Annotated in this window: 15 protein-coding genes; 1 reads left to right on the top strand and 14 read right to left on the bottom strand. The window is 41.6% G+C overall.

The annotated features are described in order from the left end of the window. Positions 1–46: 46 nt before the first annotated feature. The 10 genes from ACDD58_RS18290 to ACDD58_RS18335 all read right to left on the bottom strand — a co-directional run bounded on the left by ACDD58_RS18290 (position 47) and on the right by ACDD58_RS18335 (position 14,510). Complete coding sequence (locus tag ACDD58_RS18290; RefSeq protein ID WP_370778621.1) at positions 47–1,069, bottom strand: glycosylase; 1,023 nt, start codon at positions 1,067–1,069, stop codon at positions 47–49. An 82-nt stretch (positions 1,070–1,151) separates the two neighbouring features. Further along, entirely contained in the window at positions 1,152–2,330 is a 1,179-nt protein-coding gene (locus ACDD58_RS18295) for a glycosidase (RefSeq protein ID WP_370778622.1), read from the bottom strand. A gap of 43 nt (positions 2,331–2,373) precedes the next feature. Further along, positions 2,374–3,603 carry an AGE family epimerase/isomerase gene (locus ACDD58_RS18300; protein ID WP_370778623.1) on the bottom strand — a complete coding sequence of 410 codons (1,230 nt, stop codon included), beginning with the start codon at positions 3,601–3,603 and terminating at the stop codon, positions 2,374–2,376. Positions 3,604–3,624: 21 nt separating this feature from the next. Then, entirely contained in the window at positions 3,625–4,500 is an 876-nt protein-coding gene (locus ACDD58_RS18305) for a carbohydrate ABC transporter permease (protein ID WP_015520959.1), read from the bottom strand. A 4-nt stretch (positions 4,501–4,504) separates the two neighbouring features. Beyond that, the gene (locus tag ACDD58_RS18310) at positions 4,505–5,530 is read right to left on the bottom strand and encodes a carbohydrate ABC transporter permease (protein ID WP_015520958.1); all 1,026 of its coding nucleotides are present in this window, start codon (positions 5,528–5,530) and stop codon (positions 4,505–4,507) included. A gap of 50 nt (positions 5,531–5,580) precedes the next feature. Beyond that, positions 5,581–7,044, bottom strand: a complete 1,464-nt coding sequence (locus tag ACDD58_RS18315; RefSeq protein WP_186899441.1) for an ABC transporter substrate-binding protein — start codon at positions 7,042–7,044, stop codon at positions 5,581–5,583. Positions 7,045–8,469: 1,425 nt separating this feature from the next. Beyond that, entirely contained in the window at positions 8,470–9,495 is a 1,026-nt protein-coding gene (locus ACDD58_RS18320; RefSeq protein ID WP_117922597.1) for a LacI family DNA-binding transcriptional regulator, read from the bottom strand. Between the two features lie 42 nt (positions 9,496–9,537). After that, on the bottom strand, positions 9,538–11,727 hold the full coding sequence (locus tag ACDD58_RS18325; RefSeq protein ID WP_370778624.1) for an alpha-galactosidase: 2,190 nt from the start codon (positions 11,725–11,727) through the stop codon (positions 9,538–9,540). 16 nt (positions 11,728–11,743) lie between these two features. Continuing rightward, positions 11,744–13,462, bottom strand: coding sequence for a phospho-sugar mutase (locus ACDD58_RS18330; RefSeq protein ID WP_370778625.1), 1,719 nt, complete (start codon positions 13,460–13,462; stop codon positions 11,744–11,746). Positions 13,463–13,571: 109 nt separating this feature from the next. Beyond that, on the bottom strand, positions 13,572–14,510 hold the full coding sequence (locus tag ACDD58_RS18335) for a 1,4-beta-xylanase (RefSeq protein WP_370778626.1): 939 nt from the start codon (positions 14,508–14,510) through the stop codon (positions 13,572–13,574). 189 nt (positions 14,511–14,699) lie between these two features. Here ACDD58_RS18335 and ACDD58_RS18340 point away from each other — a divergent pair, with 189 nt between their 5' ends. Further along, entirely contained in the window at positions 14,700–15,596 is an 897-nt protein-coding gene (locus tag ACDD58_RS18340) for an AraC family transcriptional regulator (protein ID WP_370778627.1), read from the top strand. On the opposite strand, the gene ACDD58_RS18345 is transcribed toward ACDD58_RS18340, so the two are convergent. From ACDD58_RS18345 to ACDD58_RS18360, 4 genes are all read right to left on the bottom strand, one after another. Then, on the bottom strand, positions 15,590–16,708 hold the full coding sequence (locus tag ACDD58_RS18345) for a CPBP family intramembrane glutamic endopeptidase (protein WP_370778628.1): 1,119 nt from the start codon (positions 16,706–16,708) through the stop codon (positions 15,590–15,592). The two genes, ACDD58_RS18340 and ACDD58_RS18345, sit on opposite strands and share 7 nt — an antisense overlap. A gap of 63 nt (positions 16,709–16,771) precedes the next feature. Next, positions 16,772–18,016, bottom strand: coding sequence for a CapA family protein (locus tag ACDD58_RS18350; RefSeq protein ID WP_370778629.1), 1,245 nt, complete (start codon positions 18,014–18,016; stop codon positions 16,772–16,774). Positions 18,017–18,162: 146 nt separating this feature from the next. Further along, positions 18,163–19,221 (bottom strand): hypothetical protein, encoded by a 1,059-nt coding sequence (locus ACDD58_RS18355; RefSeq protein WP_370778630.1) that lies wholly within the window; start codon positions 19,219–19,221, stop codon positions 18,163–18,165. Beyond that, positions 19,218–19,895 carry a DUF1700 domain-containing protein gene (locus ACDD58_RS18360; protein WP_186899448.1) on the bottom strand — a complete coding sequence of 226 codons (678 nt, stop codon included), beginning with the start codon at positions 19,893–19,895 and terminating at the stop codon, positions 19,218–19,220. The genes ACDD58_RS18355 and ACDD58_RS18360 overlap by 4 nt, the downstream gene beginning before the upstream one ends. Between the last annotated feature and the right edge of the window lie 2 nt (positions 19,896–19,897).

Genomic DNA, 19,897 nt, shown 5'->3' on the forward strand with positions numbered 1-19,897 from the left:
TGTGTTACAATAAATTTTATAATATTAAGGATGAGCAGCAGCTCTTTTAGCGTCTTCCGATCTCGGTATCTTCCGGAGTTACAACGCTGTTTTCCTTGATGTAATCAATGATATCATCAAGTTCTGTAAATGCAAGACCAACATAGCTGTCTGCAGCACCGTAGTAAATTGCAATTTTTCCGGATTCGGAATCATGAATTGTTGCACATGGGAAGCATACGTTCGGAACAAATCCGCGCTCCTCATACCATTCTTCCGGTGTGAGTAAGAATGTCTCACAACGATATTTTACGATAGATGGATTGTCAATGTCTAAGATTGCTCCACCGATAGAGTATACATAGCCATTGCAGGTTCCGCTTACTCCGTGGTAGAATAACAGCCATCCTTCGGATGTCTCGATCGGAGCAGCACCGCCGCCGATCTTTAAGGACTCCCACCACTCAGAGCCTTTGCCCATTACATGTCTGTGTTTGCCCCAATAGGTAAGATCCGGGCTCTCACTTACGAAAATATCACCAAACGGTGTATGTCCACTGTCAGATGGACGGGATAATAACATGAAGTTTCCGTTGATCTTTCTTGGGAATAATACTGCATTTCTGTTAAACGGAAGGAACGGATTCTCAATTCTTGTGAATGTCTTGAAATCTGTTGTCTTTGCCATACCGATCGCTGCACCGTAAAAATCCTGACACCAGATAATGTAGTAGGTATCTTCTACTTTTACAAGACGTGGATCATATGCGTAGCGCGGCATAAATGGTTTGCCTTCCTCGTCTACGAAATCGATCTTGTTTTCTTCGAAATTCCAGTGGATCGCATCTTTACTTCTTCCAAGATAAATATAAGGGATGCCATTGGTCTGCTCTCCACGGAACACCCCGATAAATCCATCTTCATATGGCATAACAGCACTGTTGAAAATTCTTGCAACACCTTTTACCGGGTTACGTCCGATGATCGGGTTCTCATTGTATCTCCATACCGGTACTCCTGTTAAGTTTTCCGGTCTTTCCTGCCATGGTACATTTGGTACCGGCTGGCTGATCATTTTATATTTGCTCATTTTCTTCCTCCATTTCTGCGTCTTACATCCACGCACCTGCAGATTCTATCTGCAATTTATTTTCGTCGTTCTTTTTTATTTCTTATTTTTCTTCCCTTGCAAGGAACTCTAAATTCTTCTCGATCAGTCCGCATCTCTGTGCCACACACTCAACACTTCTGCCCGGATCCTGTGGTGTGTTAAATACATAATCAACCAGTTTATCCACGGTAGTTGTTGCTACATGCATTCTTGTATCAGAAGATGCATAGTAGATAAATACTTCGTTGTTCTCATTTACGATCGCGCCGTTGGTAAATACAACATTGCTTACATCACCGACACGCTCATCACCTCTCGGTCCGATCAAAAGTCCGGACGGCTCTGCGATCACTTTTGACGGATCATTTAAGTCTGTTGCAAACGCATAGATGACATAACGGAGTCCTGCTGCGGTATTGCGGACACCATGTGCAATGTGAATCCAGCCTTTGTCTGTCTTGATCGGAGTTGCACCTGCACCGTTCTTTGCCTCAGTGATCGTGTGGTATTTACGGAGACTTGTCATTTTCTCTTCATCGATCACGGCGTGTGTAATGTCATCACAAAGTCCGAATCCGATTCCCCCGCCTGATCCTGTCTCGATAAAGTCATCCATCGGTCTTGTGTAGAATGCATATTTGCCATCTACAAATTCCGGATGAAGTACCACGTTTCTCTGCTGCGGAGAATTTAAAGTAACAAGGTTTGGCAGTCTCTCCCAGTTCTTTAAGTCTTTGGTACGGACGATTCCGGCTGCTGCTACTGCTGCGGAAAGATCGTTTACGGTTGTGTCTTTTGATTCAGAACAGAACACACCATAGATGTAACCATCCTCATGTTTAGTCAGACGCATATCATAGACATTGGTCTCTTCTGGACAGGTATCCGGTAAAAGGATCGGATAATCCCAGAAACGGAAACCATCGATTCCGTTATCACTTTCCGCTACGCCAAAGAAAGATTTTCTGTCGTTTCCTTCGATTCTTGCAACCAGATAATATTTTCCGTTCAGCTCAATCGCACCGGAATTCATCACTGCATTGATGCCAAGGCGCTCCATAAAATATGGATTTGTCTCCGGATTTAAGTCATATCTCCATGTAAGCGGGATGTGCTCTCTTGTCAGTACCGGATATTCGTAACGGTCATATACACCATTGTAAAAGTCTGATTTTACATTTTTACGGGAAAGCAGTTTTTCCTGCTTTTCTTTTTCTACATAATATCTCTCATGTAACATTCGTCGAATCTCCATTCTTTTTCTAAAAATAAATGAATCTGTTTTATGCTCCGATTCTGCGGATGACTTCTATACACATCCTTCCATTATGATACGGACATTTCCACGGCTCTACGATCGGTCTGTCTAATATCGGACTTCCATCCTCATTTACCTCCCAGAACCACTCTGAACCATTTCTCTTATCGACCACATAGGTTTTGATGAACTCCCACTCTGCCAGTGCCGCATCCCGGTACTCAGAATGTTCTGTGTTTCTCTCATAACCGTTTAAGAAACCAACAACGGTCTCTGCCTGCACCCACCAGACGCGGTGTGCATTGACCACTCCGCGGTCACATTCATTTGCAAGGGAATGACCATCAAATGCTGCCTGATAAATTCTTGATGTCAGTGTCTTTGTGATCGCTGTCATTTTCTCGCGGTAATGTTCATCGTTTAATACGTCAACACCACGATCCATCAGCCATGCCGTTTCGATATCATGACCGTAGGAATGAAGGTCTAAGATTGTGTTATAGTCTGCATCAAAAAACACTTCCTGACGCTGTTTTACCGGATTGTATACCTTATCTGCAAAGGTATCCATGATCCACATCAGTCTCTTTCCAACCTTTTCATTTTTTGTCACACGGTACAATTCTGTATACGCTTCAAAAACATGAAGCAGTGTATTCATTGTCTTGTCTGCAAGTACACCGTTCTCAGAAAGTTTTTCGTTTGATTCCGGTTTGAAATCTCTTGTAAAAGCTTCTAAGTAACCAATCTCATCGGTGCAGCGCTTCTCAATGATATCAAACAGGGAAAAAGCAAGTTCTAACGCTTCTTTATCACCGGCTGCATCATAATAAGAAGACAACGCATAAATGCAGAATGCCTGATTGTAAGTATGCTTGGTTGTATCAAGCGGTGTTCCGTCATAATTTAATGACCAGAAGATTCCGCCATATTCTTTATCGATACAATGTTCCCTTAAAAATTCATAACCATGTTTTGCTTCTGCAAGCAGGTCTTCTCCCTTAAAACCTGCCGCCTCGCATTCCTCTTCCGAAATGCCGCCATCTTTATAAAGTAAATACGCATTTGCAAAAAACCAGGTAATACGGCTGTTTAAAATACATCCTTTTTCTGCTTTTTCATCCAATGCAAGATCATAGGAAAGATAGCCGTAATATCCGCCGAACTTATCATCCCGCATACCTCTCCAAAATGGAATGATATGTGTGAGCAGTTCGTGTTTTGCTTCTGCTGCAAGTTCTTTTAACTCACTCATAACCGTTTCCTCTTTCTCTCTTTAGCCTTTTACTGCACCAGCAGCAATTCCACTGTAAATCTGTTTCTGACAGAGGATAAATACGATCAATGCCGGAAGCAGGGAAATGATAACACCTGCACAGATCAGGTTGTACTGACTTCCCATCGGACCAACAAATGTATAAAGTGATGTCGCGATCGTATGTAACTTTTTATCCATCAGATAAAGGTTTGCCATATAGTACTCGTTATAAACACCCACACCCTTTAAAATACAGGATGTAACGATTGCCGGTTTTAATAATGGAAGCATAATCTTCCAGTAAATTGTCCAATAGGATGCGCCATCAATGATTGCCGATTCATCCAGAGATATTGGTATATTTTCCATAAACTGAATGAAAATGTAAATTGAGATAACATCCGTTCCGCACATCAGAATAATATATCCATATAAATGATTGACAAAGTGCAGTGCTGTCATGATATTATATACAGTTACCTGCATTGCAACTGCCGGAAGCAGTGAAGCAAACAAAAACAGGTTTCGGATCAGTCCGTTTCCCGGAAATTTAAAACGGTTTAACACATAAGCAAGCTGTGTTCCGATTATAATGGAAACAACCAGGACAGATACCATAACGATCACGGAATTTAAGAAAGCTCTTCCCATATCCGCTGTCTGAAATGCTTTAATAAAATTATCAAAATTCAGCCAGTTCTCCGGCAATGTCATAACATTGGTCGCCTGATATTCTTCCTGTGTCTTAAATGCTGTAATCACACAGGAGATAACCGGAACAACTGCACAAAGTCCAAAGAAGATCAACGATACATATTCAACGATCAGCCAGAGGATTGCACCAACGGTATAATGTTTTTTTCTTTTCTGCACATTTACATTATGTTTTTTCATCGCCCTATGCCACTCCCTTTCCGACTTTCTTTGCCTGTTTTTCTGCTTTTAATCTTGCACGTTTTGCTTTATAGGACTCATCCTCACTCTCAGCATCACGGAAGATGTATTTAAAGAATAATTTCTGTAAAATCGTACATGCAAAAATGATAAGAAGAAGTACAACTGCCATTGCAGAAGCAAGACCTACCTTCTGGCTTACATGAGCGATCTCATTCATGATTACAAAGTATGTTCCGGTTCCATTTGCACCATCTGTGATAACGTAAGGCTGTTCAAATGCACTTAAGGAACCTGTAATGGAAAGAATTACGTTTAATGTGATAATTGTTTTGATACTCGGCAGAATAATATGTTTAAACTGCTGAAATTTATTTGCACCATCTAACTCTGCTGCTTCGTAAAGGTCTGCATCCACAGACATGATCGCACCGATAAACAATACCATGTTCTGTCCAAAATAACGCCATACCGAAGTAGCCACCAAAGACCAGTTGTTAATTGACTGATCTTTCAGCCAGTATGGAAGATTGTCAAGTTTAAATCCACACCATTGTAAGATCGTATCAAATACAAATCCTCTGGTGTAGAAAAATTTAAAAATAAATCCGATCGCAATACCACTGATCAGATATGGGAAAAACATTAATCCTTTAAAGAAGTTTCCTCCCTTTACCTTAAAACTTAAAATAGTAGCCAGATAAAGTGCAAGTACAAGCTGAATAATCGCACCTACCATATAATAAAGACTGAGTTTTAATGCTCCAAAGCAGTCATCCCTGCGAAATACGTCAATATAATTTTTAAATCCGACAAATTTTCTCTGATCTACCGGAGTTAAATATTTCATCTTATAAAAACTGAATTTTACCATCTCGGCAAAAGGCAGATAAGTAAATACAAACAGCAATAACAGCGGAATTGTCATAAATGCCACACAGATGATCACCTGCTGTCCTTTTCTGCTTTTTGCCCATTTTGTAAAACTGAATGGTTTTTTCCCTTCCATATCCACAATTCCTCCATCCATTGTCTTTTATCCGGGAAGGGGAACCTCCCCTTCCCTTTTGTGGAACTATATTACTCAGTTACTTCAATTCCGTTTGATTCCTGTGCATCAGACCATGCTGTGTTCCATTCGTCCATGATCTCATCAAATGTCTTATCGCCATTGGATGCATGCTCAATGATTGCCTGGATTTTACTGTCTCCACCTGCGTTAATATTTAACTCAGACTCTGCATTCATCTCATTTAAGAAATCTTCCTCGCCAGCTAATGCAGGTTCATCCTCTAAGAATGTTACGCCATCGAAGGAAAGTTTTGTATCTGTGCTGCCGGCTACGATTGGAAGTCCATCCTCGTTGTATGAGAAACCGGATTTTTCTGTCATCCATTTAACAAATACCATAGCTGCTGCTTTTTCATCATCTGTTGCATTTACATTGATACCATAAGAGTAATCAGCACCTGCTGATGCATACTGCTCACCATTTACAGTAATCGGGAATGGCATATAACCGATATCTGCGCCATTTTCACCAGCTGCCTCCATCTGAGGATAAGCCCATGAGCCAAGTACCATACAACCGATCTCACCATTGTTGATCATACCTTTACAGCCCTCCCAGTCAGTTGTTGCAAAGTCATCTTCGATCAGTCCGTCTGCAACTGCATCATAAAGGATCTTGTAAACTGCATATGCATGAGTGTCATCGCCATAATTCTGGAATGGATCTTTTGTATGAACAAACTTCTGATTCATATATGTATTGTCGCCTGTTGCATTATTTCCAATGTAAGCATCCCATGCTCCCATTGTCCAGCCTGCTGCATAGTTTGTATAAAGTGGGATTGCATCTGTGTTATCTTTGATTTTCTGTAATGCATCGATAAATTCTTCCGGAGTCTTTGGAAGTTCTGTAACTCCTGCTTCTTCAAATACTTTTTTATTGTATACGATACCCTGTGTAGTTGCTGTAGAAGGAACACCGTAAACCTGTCCGCCATACTCCCATGTAGTTGCATAATTGATCTGGGTCTTCATGGTATCAAGATCACCATATGAAATAAAGTAATTGCTTAAGTCTGCCTTATCAACCGCCGGGATCATCATGACTGTCTCATAGTCACCAGACTGTAAATGCATCAGAGCATCATCTGCATAGTTGGTATCGGTTGTAAGTTCAACTGTAATATTTGGATACATTTCATTGAATGCTGCTAAATACTCTTTCCATGTTGTTCCGTTATAATCGTCAGATTCAAGATCTGTTCTGTGGTTGAATAACGAAATTGTTGCTGTCAGATCTGTATAATCCTCACCAAGTTTGATGTCTGCATAGGATAAAGATCCGTCTGTGGATGCTGCTGCATCACTGCTCTCGGTAGCTGCTGCATCATTTGTTGCTTCTGCACTGTTATCAGAAGCTGCTCCGTTTGTTGCTCCCCCATTATCTGCTGCATTGTTTGAACCGCCGCATGCTGCCATGCTCATGGTCATAACTGCTACTAATGCAACTGATAAAACCTTTTTTAATTTCATAGAATTTTCCTCCTTTTGATGTTTGTTACTTTGTTTTGTAACTTAATTTAATTATATATAGTTTTATTTTTTAGTCAACACTTTTTTCTTGTTTTTTAACCTTTTTAAGGCTTTCATTGTGCATTTCGGCACTATAAACAATTCTATTTATCGATTTTTGTGCACTTTTTCACATTTGTTTTTCATTTATTTTTGTTATTTAGCTTATTTTAGCCTAATTTGTACAATTAATTAATTTTTTATATTAAGCTGTGTTTTTGATTGTTTAACTAATTACTTATTTCACCACAGCGTTATCTGCAGAACATCCATAACTTAACAATATAAAATGCTCACCAAATGCTGGTTTGTTTATGAAATAAATCGCCCGTCCCAATGGTGTGTCGCAGGTCTGTGAGTGGCATCTTGCGCAAAGCCTGAGTTAATTTTGGTTCCATTGTACGAAAATAAGAAAAGTCTAAGTGTGTCTGAGTTAGATTTTCTCGGAGTGACGTGACCGGCGTTCAACGAGCCATCCGTGGCTCGTGAAGCCTTGTTCTGCCATCCATGGCAGAACATCACTGTGTATCTACAGACACACTAAGATTTTCTAATTTTCTCCCAAAGTCACAAAATTAGCTCCGGCTTTGCGCAAGATGCCAGCCTCCAGGTTGTGAACACCATTTGGGTGGGCGGTTCATCTCAAAACTGGGGGCGCGGGTGTGAATTTTTGATATTCGCACGAATGAGAATATGCTTAAAATCCTAATATGCTGTATCATTAATATTCAGCCTGATGACTTTACAAAATTTTCAGCTGCTGCATTGTATTACATGAAATTTTTCGTAAATTGCCAGATTAATAACGCAGAATATTTTTTCAAATGTGTATGGCAATAAACATAGGCATAATGGGATATATTGAGGTTTTCCAGTATTATCAAACCAATAATAATCTATTAAACATAGTTATTTGGAAATATTTTTTAATCTGATTCAGACACAAAACACTAAAAATTTACGCACCCCCAAGGTTGTAAAATGAGTTCCCCGGCGAAGGGTGGTTCACAACTTAGTGGCTGGCAAATCGCATCAAGCCGGGACTCATTTTGTGACTTTGGGAGAAAATTAGTCAATCTTAGACTGCCTGTCCGTAACACAGTGTTGTGCTGCCACGGACGGCAGCACAAGTCTTAATGTGCCCGGATGGCACATTTAAGACGTACACGTCACTCCGCCACAACCTATACCAGGCAGCCTTAGATTGACTTATTTTCGGACAACGGAAACAAAACAGTCCCGGCTTGATGCAATTTGCCAATCGAAAACCCCCGGAACCACCCTACACGAGGAAACTCATGTCAACCACAAGCCAAAATTTGGTGTGAAATCCATGAAACGAAAAAAAGAGAAAGCGGCAAGCCTTTCACAACTTACCGCTTTCTCTTATTTTACAACCTGCTGCACGCTGGCTTTTTCCACCAGCCTTCCCTCAACAATGGTAATTCCCTGTTTATAACGTTCCCCGCTGACTTTCTTTAACAGCACATGTATTGCTTTATTTGCCATTTCACGGATATCCACCTCATAGGTTGTGATCTCGACATCACACAGTCCCGGAAAAAGATAGTTATCAAATCCAACCACTGAAAAATCTTCCGGAACGCGATACCCCTGCTCTTCTAACTGGTTAATGACCATGCTCGCCGTAAGATCGGAGTTGCATACAAATGCTGTCGGCATATTCTCCATCTGATCCGGATGGATATCAACACCTACCACACCGCATTTCATATCACGATCTGGTATGATCCACTCTTTTGGTACATCAATTCCATGTTCTAACATGGATTTCCGGTAGCCAAAATAACGGTCTGTGATACTTGCCGTAAACAGTAGTGTTCCGACATATGCGATTCTCTCATGTCCATGTTCCAACAGATAATTCGTCAGCATATATGTACCGTAATAACTGTTTGAGATCACGGCATCACTCATCTGATGTTCATCATAGAAATCAAGATATACAATCGGAATCCGTGTGCTCTGCTGCAACGTTCCAAGGTATGCGGTATTCAGTCTTCCTATAAGGATCAGACCATCCACCTTGTTTTCCAAAACGATCTTAGGCAGTTTCGACTCCGCTTCATCTTCGAGCGACACCACCTCAAGCATGGTAAAACATTCTTTCTGCACAGCCCTTGTTGCCACACTCTGATACATTTTCCAGTAAAAGGATGCATACTCTCCTAAGTATTTTTCCGATACCAGCACTCCGATATTATAACTTTTTACTGACTTTTCTTTTTTTACGGCAGATGGCTGCTTGTATCCAAGTTCATCTGCCAATTGTTTGATTTTTTCCCGCATAGCCTCGCTGACACCTTTTTGTCCGGAAAGTGCTTTTGAGACCGTGACCGTACTGACACCAAGCTGCTCTGCAATGTCTGCCAGCTTTACTGCTTTTGCCATAACCGTCCCCTTCTTACTACTTTTTACTTTTTCGATTTAATCTTATTTCTTTTCCACAAAATGTAACAGTTTTGACTGGAAATCACCCCATGGATTCTGGATAAGAATACCTGCATACATTAATGTATCTCCCGCATATACAGTATCTTCGCCTTCCAGGCAGTAATTCTTCTGCGGATCGAGTCCTTTTAATGTGATTCTTCTGCTCTTATAATTCGGACGGTTGATCACCTGCACAAATGTAACCAGTACTTCTGATTTATCTTTTGAAACCACCTCGTAACAGTCAAAATAATGATTTTCCTGATAGGAGGCGATCCTGTAATAATCGCCGCTTCTTACCAGATCATTGTATTTATGATACATGGCAACCTGTTTCGGGATCATCTGTCTGTCTTCTTCCGGAATCTTTGTGATATCCAGCTCATAACCGAAAGTTCCTGCAAGCGCCACATGACCTCTTGTCTCAAACGGTGTAACACGTCCCACCGTATGATTCGGACAGTCTGAAACGTGCGCTCCCATCGTCGATAACGGATAGATCATCGCCGTACTTTCCTGAATCTTTAAGCGTTCTACTGCATCCGTATCATCCGAGCACCAGATCTGTGGACTGTAATAAAGCATACCCGGATCAAAACGTGCACCACCGCCGGAACAGTTTTCCAGTAAAAGATGTGGGAACTCTGTTACCAGACGCTCCTGCATCTCATACACTGCCAGCACATAACGGTGATAAAGTTCACCCTGGCGGTCTGCAGGAAGTCCATAGCTTCCGATGTCAGAAAGCTGACGGTTCATATCCCATTTGACATACTCAATATTTGCACTGCGTAAGATCGACGCCACGCTCTCATATGCATAATCGCGCACTTCTTTTCTGGTAAGATCAAGTACATACTGATTTCTGCAGAGAGATCCCTCTCTTCCCGGGATCTGAATTGCCCAGTCCGGATGTGCCTCGTAAAGTTTTGAATCCGGTGAGATCATTTCCGGCTCAAACCAGATACCGAATTTTAATCCAAGTTTATTTACCTCATCTACCAGATGTTTTAAACCACCGTTTAATTTCTCTTCGTTGACATACCAGTCACCCAGACTTGATGAATCATCATTGCGGTGTCCAAACCAGCCATCATCCATAACCAGCATTTCAATGCCAAGTTCCGATGCTTTTTTTGCAATGGAAAGTAATTTTTCCGTATTGAAATCAAAATAGGTCGCTTCCCAGTTATTGATCAGAATCGGACGTTTCTTATCCTTATATTCACTGCGGATCAGATGATTACGGTAAAGTTCATGGAACTGGTGTGTCATGCCGTCATATCCGGTATCGCTGTATACAAGCACGACCTCCGGTGTCTGGAAGCTCTCACCTTTTTCTAACTTCCAGCAGAAGTTCTCCGGATGGATTCCCATACCAACACGGACGGTATCAAACTGTCCTAGCTCGACCTGTCCGATAAAATTACCGGAATACACAAAATGCATACCATAAACTTCACCCTGTGACTGGTCTGCATTGCCTGCCGCAAGTGCCATAAACGGATGTTCCTGATGGGAAGACTCACCTCTTACTGATTCCACTCCCATAAAGCCTTTTTTCACCTTGCGGTGTTCTAACATACGCTCCCTTGCCCAGGAACCATGCATGGTAAGCAGTGTAAAATCACGGTTATCCATATCCATGGAGAAAGACAGTGCCTTCGTCAGATATAACATTTCGCCGTCATTTTCGATCCGCACGCTTCTTGTGATGACATCCACATCAGAAAATGCCGTGTAAAGCAAAGTTACCTTTAACCCAAGTACCGGGTCCTCGCATAGAAGTTCTAATGTCTCACAGGAATCTTCATCGCCGAACGTTGCAGGAAGTCCGGCAAGTCCCGGTTTTCCTGCATAAATTTTATGTGACACATAAAACAGTGATACTGCTGTATGGCCTCCCTCTGTTCTCACAGAAATACTGCTTCTTCTGTAATCTCCGAGTCCGTTTCCTGCATATTCCATCGGAAACGTATCATAGAATGATACTCTCTCTCTGTTATTTTCAGAAGGCACAAACGGTCCCTCTCCCGTGCGGAGCAGATACGAAATATTAGCATCTCTTAATTTCTTACCATAATATACATGACCGACAAAATTTTCTTTGTCCACGATCCCGATCACATAACTGGAGCCTGGCGTATCCAGTTTGAAAATACGTTCTTTCTCAAAGTATGTAATTGCCACGCTTCTGTTCCTCCTGTTATTTCAGCAAATCTTCTTTTAGTCCGGCAAGTTTCTTTTCTGCATCCTCTAAAGAGCTGCCCTTGACACCAAAGTAATATTTGATCTTCGGCTCTGTTCCGGATGGACGCATACAGCACCATGCATTATCGGAAAGTTCATAATAAAGTACGTTTGACTCCGGCAGACCGGTCTTTGTCACTTCTCCGGTTACTGTATCTTTTCTTGTATCCTCTTTATAGTCACGGACTGCAAGCACATCAAAACCACCAAGTTTTTTCGGAGGATTCTTTCTGGAATTGCTCATCAGTTCCTGAATCTGCGCTGCTCCATCGATTCCTTTTAATGTCTTTGTCTCAAGTCCTTCTCTGTAGTAACCGTATTTTTCATACATTGCAAGCATTTCATCCCACAGTGTCATGTTGTTCTTTTTGCACCAGGATGCTACTTCACATAACATCATGACTGCAACGCAGGCATCTTTATCCCTTGCATAAGTACCGGCAAGACATCCGTAGCTTTCCTCTAAGCCAAACACATAATTATAGGTATTCTGCTGCTCGAAGAATTTGATCTGCTCTCCGATATATTTGAATCCTGTTAAAACTTCGATCAGTTTTACACCGTAAGATTTTGCGATTGCTTTTGCCATATCGGTGGTAACGATCGTCTCAACCAGTGCAGGATTTTTTGGCATAGTTCCCATTGCTGTTTTTTCTCTTAAAATATATTCTGCGATCAGCATACCTGACATATTTCCTGTAAATGTCACATATTCGCCGCTCTTTGTATCTTTACAGTAAACACCGAGACGGTCTGCATCCGGATCTGTTGCAAGAACGATATCAGCATCCACTTCTTTTGCAAGTTTTAATGCAAGTTCAAACGCTTTCGGTGACTCCGGGTTCGGGTATGCAACAGTCGGGAAGTTGCCATCCGGTTTTTCCTGCTCCGGCACTACATATACATGCTCAAAACCAAGTTCTTTTAATACACGGCGTACCGGAAGATTTCCTGTTCCATGAAGTGGTGTATATACGATCTTGATATCTTTTGCCATCTCTTTGATGATCTCCGGGTGAATGGACTGTTTTTTCAGTTCTTCCATGTAACGGTCATCAATCTCTTTACCAATCACATTGTAAAGTCCTGCTGCAACTGCATCTTCTTTTGCCATAGTCTTTACCTGGTCAAAGGAAGTTACTTTTGCAACTTCTGCTAAAATATTTTTGTCATGAGGCGGTGTGATCTGTGCGCCGTCCTCCCAGTATACTTTGTATCCGTTGTATTCTCTCGGATTATGGCTTGCTGTGATGACGATACCGGAAATGCATCCTAACTCACGCACTGCAAAAGATAACTCCGGTGTCGGGCGAAGACTGTCAAATACATATGCCCTGATGCCGTTTGCATTTAAGCAAAGCGCTGCTTCCTCTGTAAATTCTGTGGACATGATTCTTGAATCATGTGCGATCGCAACACCTTTCTCCTGTCCGTTCTGGGAGATGATATAATTTGCAAGTCCCTGTGTTGCCTGACGCACAGTATAAATATTCATACGGTTGGTTCCGGCTCCGATCACACCCCTTAAACCACCTGTTCCAAATTCTAACTGTCTGTAAAAACGATCCTCGATCTCTGCCTGATCCCCCTCGATTTTCTTTAACTCAGCTTTTGTATCTTCATCAAAATACGGATCTGTGCACCACTGTCTGTAAGTATCCATGTAATTGCTCATTCTTCTTCTCCTTTACTTCTCTATAATTCATTTTTTATTGTTTTTTAAATTATAACCTTTTTTTAAGTTGTTGTAAACTAATTTTAATCTTTTTACTGTTTTTATATTTTCATTTACCCAAAAAAGAATCATAATATTTTTTTACAACTTTTTCTGCAGGTTTCGCATAGATCTCATAGTCCATGCGCGACTTTGCACTCCGCTCCTGATAAAGTTTTGCATCCCATGACCAGAGTACCATTCCCTGCACCCAGTCTCTCTTACTGCAGGCTTTAAACATATCTTCATACCACTCAGCCTGACCATCCGGGTCAGCATCACCTTTCACGCCCCAGTCATTCGGTACTTCCATGGAACCCTTTACCGACATACATCCTGTCTCTGCGAAGAAAAACGGTTTTTCAAATCTTTTTACCACTGCTTCAATACGGTCTAACTGATTTTCCCAGTCACCATAAGGATAATAACCGCTTGATGATATCACATCCACAGCATCCCACCATTTCACACGGTGCTCCTGATACTTATCCGTATTATAAGAAAGAAGTCCGTGATAAACCTGCCTGATATCCGAAAGCAGTCTGCGCCATTCCGTTTCACGATGCTCGCTCATCACCATCTCACATCCGGCAATAAACATTTCACAGCCATACTGCTCTGCGATCTTTGCATAATGAAGCTGAAATGCCGTATAAGATGTAAACCAGTTCCCCCATTTTGGTTCGCATGGAACATCTTCATCAAAAAAATTAATGTGTGCACGCCATGTTCCATTTTTGCAGTTTACCGTCGGTTTTAATGCCACACGAAGTCCAATCTCTTTCGCATACCCGATCATATCGATCAGCTCATCATCTTCCATCGTTGCTTTTGATGTGTAACATATCTCCTCAGACTGCGGTGTCTCCTGCAATCCTCCCGGCACAAATATCACAAAATCTGCTCCGGTTCTCTCCTTCATCATAGCAAGACTTTCCTTTGCCCCTGACTTTTTAAATGCCCCTGCACAGGCAAACGGTGCAAATGTCACTCCACAGATATATTCCATTTATTTTCTCCTTGCTTTTTCATTTCATCTAAAAATATAACATTCATTTTATACTGATCCTGTCATTAATATAGCATTCGCCCTGTATATCTGCTATAATTTTTCATGTCAAAAATTGTATAAATCTATTTTTATGACCAAAGATCAGTGTGAAAAATACATTTTTCACACTCAAAAATGGAGTTTAGTATGAAATCATTATTTGAATATATCGACAAATTAAATAAACCCTACGAATGTTTCTTTCTGGATGTGAAAAAAGAATGGCTGCCGGTACAGCCGCACTGGCATTATTTTATGGAGATTCTTTACGTAACAAGGGGCACCGCCCTGATGTATCAGAATGAACAAAGTCATATTGTTACGGAAGGCGATCTGATCGTCTTTCTCCCTTCCGTTGTTCATTCCGTCCATGCAGTGTCCGATGCCCCTCTGCAATATTATGTTTTAAAATTTGATTTAGGCCAGCTTGATTCCTCCACTTCTTTTACCGGTGGAAACTGGAATTTTTCTGCACTGTTTGGCAATGCTATAAACAATGAGCATGCCGATATTTATTTCCCGGAAGAAGTGCTTCGCTCTCTTCCCATACAGTCTTTATTTGATGACTGCGTCCGTGAAATGCAGAATATGCAGTACGGATATCAGATGATCCTGCAGTCAAAAATCAGGGAACTTTTAACCTGGCTTCTCCGAATCTGGCGCGATGACGGTTTTGACACGGACTGTTCTTTTACACCTCTGGTAAAAGAAAATACGATCTATACCATCACGGAATATATTGACCGCCATGCCTGCGAAAATATCCGCGTGGAAGATATCGCTGCACTCTGTCACATGAGTTATTCCCATTTTGCCAAAAATTTCCGCGAAATTTACGGACAGTCCTGTAAAAAATATATCGAATTTATCCGTCTCTGCAAGGTTGAGGATATGCTCCTTTTTACAAACTTCGACTTAAATTACATCAGCCAGGAAACCGGTTATGCTGACTGCAGCCATCTGATCCGTTCATTTAAGGAAAAATATGGAATTTCCCCGCACCAGTACCGCAGACAGCACTCCATATCCGGGCAGGATCACTGATTTGTCATAATTTCCCATGTACTGGCATCACCCAGCAGCGGCATAAGAAACATCATCACAGTGATCATCAATGCAGCGATCACAAGTCCGATGATCGAGGTGACAAGTGCCGCTGTTGCCGTACCATTCTGCTGTGGTTTTATTTTTTTCGAGCAGATTGCACCAAGCAGACCGACTAATCCAAATCCTGCTCCGTATCCGACGAATCCGGTCACGATACCGAAAATGCCAAGGATCAGTGATACCGTTGCAATATTTTCTCCCTCACGCTCCGACGGGATAATGATCTCTCCTTCCCTCATTTCCACGATCTCATCTAACTTGCTTTTTCGCAGTAATACAATACACGGAATTAAAAACAGAGGAACGGTCACTACAAGATTTAATATGGAAAGATTGCCGATCATATCTGTCATATCACCATTTCCAAAAATACCGCTTGCCATTAATCCTCCGAAATCCACAAGTGCATGAATGATAATACAGATCCATAAATTACCGCTGCGCAGATAAATTGCCGCAAACAAAACACCAAGCAATGTTGCCTGCAGTGCCTGGATCAGTGCACTTGATAACGGCACGCCGGAAAGTACATTCGGGATATGCGCTGCACCAAAGATCATACTGGATAAAATAATGGCAGCAAGCACTCCACGTCTGGTGTTTGAAAAACAGTCTGCGAAAAGATTTAACACGATCCCTCGCATGATCACTTCCTCGTTCATGCCGACGAAAAACATTGTCAATATGTAAATGATGATCCCGCCTGCAGGACGCACGCCGTCCGTCCCGGAAACACTCTGTAAAAATAACTGCGCAACTGTCACATACACACAGTATCCAACCATAAATCCACCGATATAAAATCCTCTTAAAAATCCCACACCGGTCTTTTTTAACGACTGCTGATACCCCATAAGAAACAACACGCCGATCGCATAGACAGCCACACCGAGTTCAGCAATAAACTGTAACATATAACTGTCCGTGATGGAAGTCAGATGTGTTGCTGCCACTCCGACCAGATTCATCAGCACTAAAAAAAGTGCCGTGATCACAATACCGATAATGATGACTACTGCCTTCGGCAGCCCTAAGATTTTGTTTTTCATACCAATCTCCTTTTTCTTTTTGTTTTATATTCACACTGCCTTTTGCAATGATCCTTTCATGTACTACTTTTCCCTGATATTTCCTGCTGTATCTACCGATGCATTATCAGAGATACTCTCCATATAAGTAAACAGGCTTTGTGCTGCATTATCATCCATCTGTTTTGTCTGTCCGTCTGACGCATAAACCGGGATCAGGGCATAAGAAACTGCTCCATCTGCTGTCACTGTAACTTTTGCTGCTGCAGATCTGTCAATGCTTTGTCCAAAAATAAAATTCCCCAGACTGTAAAAAACAGGTTTTCCATCCATAAACTGTATTCCTTCCAGACAGTGTGTATGCGCTCCAACGATCAGATCTGCCCCTGCATCCATGCACTGTTTTGCCAGTTCACGCTGCACCGTATTCGGCTGTTCGCTGTACTCGGTTCCCCAATGTGGAAATACCGTCACAAAATCGCAGGTCTGTTTTGCCTCTTTTATCACTTCGATGAGCGCCGCCGCATCATAACAGGTAAACATTCCCGGAGTGCCATTCTCGATTTTCCAGTCGACAGACGGAACTACACGTGATACGGCAATAAATCCATATCTTTTTCCATTCACTTCCACAACCTGCACCTCTTTTGCGCGCGCTGTGGAATCTCCTGCCCCGCCATATAAAATTCCGGCTCCATCTAATGCCTGAAACGTATCGGACAATGCCACTCTTCCATAATCCAAAGTATGGTTGTTTGCGAGTGAAACGATATCCACACCCATCTCATTTAATGCCTTTACATAAGAAGGACTGCACCGGAAGGTAAACTGCTTATCCGCCATCGGTTCCCCACGGTCACTAAACGGGAACTCATTGTTTACCATTAAAATATCCGCTTCCTTTAACTGCTCTAACAGTTCCGGTGAAACAACCTTCTCTATTCCACCTGCATCATAGGCTGCTTTAAATGCATTTGCAAACAGGACATCACCGGTAAGGATGATCGTTGTATTGCCTGAGTCTTTCGGATTATCTGCGTTTGCTGCTGTTTCTGTATCATCTGATGTGCGCTCCGTGCTATCCGCTGCGTCTGCAGTATCCTTTATGTTTTCCGTTTCGCCCGATGTATCGTCATTATCTGCTCCATCTGGTGCTGTTCCATTTTCATCCGTTTTATCTGCCGTGTCAGATTGCTTCTCTTCTGTTACTGCCGTCCCCGATGTTATAACAGGCTGTGTCTGACCACCAGTTAAAATTGCTGCGGCGATCACGCCCACTACAGTCAGTATGGAAAGCACATAAAGTACGATTCTTATTGTTTTATTCATAGATCCTCCCATTTTTGCATTGTTTTCGTTTTTCTTTGGTTCAGGAAACATTACAAAAATGACGCCGATGTACAACGATTGTACGCCGACGCCACTTTTATCATAATGATTTGTTCTCTGATTGTCAACTGACGGAAAATCTCAGTCTACTCAAAATCAACTTCAATGCTTCCCATACCACAGTCAAGTTCCATGTTTTTCTTTGCACCTTCATTTTGGACTTCTTTATCACCACTGATATTTGTATAAGTCTCCCCATCCACTTCAATCGAACCAAGTCCACAGGAAAGTTTGTAATTGTACTCTTTTTCCTCACCATTTAAATCAAGTGTCATATTTCCCATTCCACAGTCTGCTTTGAGATTCCCTTCAACACTTCCATCCATGGAAAAGTTCCCGACTCCGCAGTCGATCGACGCATCACCATTCACTACACCATCTTCGATCTCAACATTACCGACACCGACAGATACATCCATTTTTCCATTTACCTGAAATCTTTTTGCTTCAAAGTTTCCGGCTCCGACTTTTAAGGTCAGATCATTACAGCTTCCGTCAAAATCTTTCCAATTCATATCTGCGGCACCAATATCAAAATTCAGTTCATCAAAAGAACTTCCTTTTGGCAGATACAGTATGATCTGTGGGGATTTCTTATAATAATGTTTTTTCGCATCATATTTAATCTTTAATGTATTTCCATCCGTTTTACAGGAATAATATTTTTCTTTGCCGCGTTTTAATACAACACGCAGCTTTGCACTGTCATCCGATTCCCTGACTGTAATTTCTGCAGCATCAATATCCATATTGATATTCTGAATGGAAGAAGCATCATAACTCTGGTCTGCCTCCCCTGATGGAACCTCTGTCGAGAAATCTGCATCACCGATATCTGACACAAGATCCACAATATCTTTATCATCTGCATCCAGATCATCATCGTCATCATAATCATCGTCGTCATCATAATCATCGTTATCATCATAATCATCGTTATCATCATAATCATCGTCGTCATCATAATCGCTGCCGTTATAATAGAGTCCACCCGGACCAATATGCCAGTTTCCATATCTGAGTTCCCCATTTTTTGCCATACGCCATACAGATGCTCCCATTGCAGTGCTTACACCACAGAAGATCAGTCCCACTCCTAACAATACCGCTGCAACGATCAATGTAATCTTTGTAAATTTTTTCATGCTGTCACCCCACTTTTTTTCTTTTCAAACGGTTTCTTACACAAACAGATGATTCCTTTGACTGCCCATGGAAGAAATACTCCAAATACCCATACAACTAAAAGTACTGCTAAAATACCAAGTCCTAAAACCAGAAATCCTGCTCCGGTCAGTCCAAGTCCAACAGCCACTCCTCCTGTAAATAAAGTACTGAATCCAAAACCGATCAGAAGAAAACCTGCAAATACAAGTGATGCCATAACCGCCACCACTGCAACTGCAATGCCAAATAATGTTGCTACTACTGCAAGAAGAAGTGAGGCTATGACTAAAAGCAATGTCAGCCAGAGTGGTGATGTGATAACTACCAATACGATCGCTGCTGCGCTCCATCCACTTTTCTTCTTTTCTGAAGTCTCCTCATTTTTTACAAACATGTCATCATTCTGATTCCAGTCCGGATTATGGTCTGGCGTGACATCACAGGTTTCACTCTCTTTTTCGATTCCCAAATTCTTTTTAATGCTCTGTGCCACCTTTTCCGGTGATTCAAGCTCCGCTATGACAGATTCTTCGTTTTCTTCCCCGGCATCTTCAAAATAGCTGCGGTAAAATGCCAGTGCATCTGCCTTTTCTTCTTCTGATATTCCATCCAGAAGCTGTTCTAACTGTTTTAAAAATTCTTCTCTTTTCATAC

This window comes from Roseburia sp. (assembly GCF_041325975.1).
Lineage (GTDB): Bacteria > Bacillota > Clostridia > Lachnospirales > Lachnospiraceae > Roseburia > Roseburia rectibacter.